Source organism: Streptomyces sp. Ncost-T10-10d (assembly GCF_900091955.1).
Classification (GTDB): domain Bacteria; phylum Actinomycetota; class Actinomycetes; order Streptomycetales; family Streptomycetaceae; genus Streptomyces.
In genome coordinates this window covers 1-2,765 of sequence record NZ_FMDF01000021.1, presented here as the reverse complement: position 1 = coordinate 2,765, position 2,765 = coordinate 1, and the positions used below count along the sequence as shown (strand labels likewise).

The 2,765-nt window shown below is 69.2% G+C and carries 1 protein-coding gene; it reads left to right on the top strand.

Annotated elements, in window-relative coordinates:
* Nucleotide 1: 1 nt before the first annotated feature.
* Nucleotides 2–2,765: condensation domain-containing protein (locus tag GA0115254_RS02035; RefSeq protein ID WP_370740814.1), on the top strand; the 2,764-nt coding region annotated here is incomplete at its 3' end.

Below are 2,765 nucleotides of genomic sequence, written 5' to 3'. Positions count from 1 at the left end.
GGTGGCTCCTGAGGTGTCGGTGTCCGGGGAGAATCTGGCGTATGTGATTTATACGTCGGGGTCGACGGGGCGGCCGAAGGGTGTGGCGGTCACGCATGGCGGGCTTGCGAATTATGCGCGGTGGGCGGCGGGTGCGTACGGTGCGGGGGGTGGTGTGCCGTTGCATTCGTCGTTGGCGTTCGATCTGACGGTGACGAGTGTGGTGGTGCCGTTGATCTCGGGTGCGCCGGTGGTCGTGAGCCGTGAGGGTGGTGCGGAGGGTCTGGCGGAGCTGGTGCGGTCGTCGGGTGGTGGTTTCGGGCTGGCGAAGGTGGTTCCGGCGCATCTTCCTCTCCTGTCGGAGATGTTGACGGATGGTCAGGTTGCGGGTGTGGCGGGGACGTGGGTGGTGGGTGGTGAGGTGTTGCCGGGTTCGGTGGTGCGGGATTTGTTGGAGCGTGCTCCGGGTTCGGTGGTGGTGAATGAGTACGGTCCGACGGAGACGACGGTCGGCTGTTCGGTGTTCGAGGTGCGGGCGGATGATGAGGTCGGGTCGGTGGTGCCGGTCGGCCGTCCGATTGCCAACATGCGCCTGTATGTGCTGGATGAGCGGCTGAGCCCGGTGGCTCCGGGTGTCGCCGGTGAGCTGTACATAGCCGGTGTTCAGCTTGCTCGTGGTTATGTGAGGCGTGCGGGGTTGACGGCGGAGCGTTTTGTGGCGTGTCCGTTCGAGCCGGGTGTGCGGATGTACCGTTCGGGTGATATTGCGCGGTGGCGGCGGGACGGTCAGTTGGAGTTCCTGGGCCGGGGCGATGAGCAGCTGAAGGTGCGTGGTTTCCGGATCGAGGCGGGTGAGGTCGAGGCCGTGCTGGCCGGGCATCCGCAGGTCGCCCGGGCTGCGGTGATCGCCCGGGAGGACACACCCGGCGACATTCGCCTTGTCGCCTACGTCGTTGCCGACGACGAGGTCGACGACCTGACGGACCAACTGCGGAAGTTCGCGGCCGAGCGGCTGCCGGAGTACATGGTGCCTGCTGCGGTGGTGATGCTCGATGAGTTGCCGTTGACGGGTAACGGAAAGCTGGACCGCATGGCCCTGCCTGCCCCTGAGCTTTCCGGTGGGGCCGGTGCCGGGCGTGGTCCGGCGAATGAGCGTGAGCGGGTGCTGTGCGAGGCGTTCGCCGAGGTGTTGCGGGTGCCCGAGGTCGGCGTCGACGACGACTTCTTCGCCCTCGGCGGCCATTCCCTCCTCGCCGTCCGCCTGGTCGAAGTGCTGCGCTCGCGAGGCTTGTCCGTCTCGGTGCGGGCGCTGTTCGAGGCACCCACCCCGGCCGGACTCTCGCCGGCGGCCGACAGCGACCAGGTCGACGTCCCCGAGAACCTGATACCGGCCGGTGCGACAGAGATCACCCCGGAGATGCTGCCGCTGATCGATCTCACCGCGGACGAGATCGCGCGGATCGCTGCCACTGTTGAGGGCGGTGCGGCGAACATCGCCGACGTCTACCCCCTCGCGCCGCTCCAGGAAGGCCTGCTCTTCCACCACATGCTGGCGGGCGAGGGCGAGGACGCCTATGTCCAGCCGACAGCACTGGAGTTCGACTCGCGTGAGCGCGTGAGTGCCTTTGTGGATGCTCTTCAGAACGTGCTCGACCGGCATGACATTTTTCGCACCTCCTTCGTCTGGGAGGGGCTGAGCGAGCCGGTGCAGGTGGTCTGGCGCAAGGTTGTGCTTCCGGTGCTTGAGGTGACGCTGGAGCCCCAGGGTGCCGACCCGGTAGCGGATTTGGTGGCGTGCGCCGGAGCGTCGATGGACCTGGGCAGGGCGCCGCTGTTCAGCCTCCACATCGCGGATGCGCCGGTGGCCGGACGGTGGCTCGGCGTGCTGCGGATGCACCACATGGTGCAGGACCACACGGCGCTGGAGGTGCTGCTGGGCGAGGTCGAGGTGTTTCTGGCGGGCCGCAGTGGGGAGCTGCCGGAGCCACTGCCGTTCCGCGACTTCGTGGCGCAGGCGCGTGGCGGGGTGTCGCGGTCCGAGCACGAGCGCTACTTCGCCGAGCTGCTGGGCGACGTCACCGAACCGACCGCGCCGTACGGGGTGTTGGATGTTCGCGGGGACGGCACCGAGGTCGTGCGGTCGCGGGTCGGCCTGTCGCCGGAGCTGGACGGCCGGCTGCGGGGGGTCGCGCGCAGGGTCGGGGCGAGCACGGCGACCCTGCTGCACGTGGCCTGGGCGCGGGCGCTGGCGGCGGTCAGCGGCCGGGACGACGTGGTGTTCGGGACGATTCTTTTCGGCCGTATGAACGCGGGTGCGGGCGCCGACCGGGTGCCGGGACTGTTCATCAACACGCTGCCCATCCGGGTGCGGACGGACGAGCTGGACGTCGTGGAGTCGGTGGCGGCCATGCACGCGCAGCTGGCGACGCTGCTGCAGCACGAGCATGCGCCGCTCGCCGTGGCGCAGTCCGCGAGTGGGGTCTCCGGCGACGCACCGCTGTTCACCGCGCTGTTCAACTACCGGCACAACGTCTCGGGAGAGCCCGGGCAGGAGCGGGGCCACCGGCCGGGCGGCCAGGTGGACGGGATACGCGCGGTGTACTCGCGCGAGCGCACCAACTACCCGCTCTCGGTCTCCGTCGACGACGACGGCGCCGGACTCGCCCTGGCGGTGGACGCGGTCGCGCCCATCGACGGTGCGGCGGTCGGTGAACTGGTCCGCACGGTTGTGGAGAACCTCGTCACGGCGCTGGAGACCGCGCTCGGCGGCGGTACGAGTATTCCGC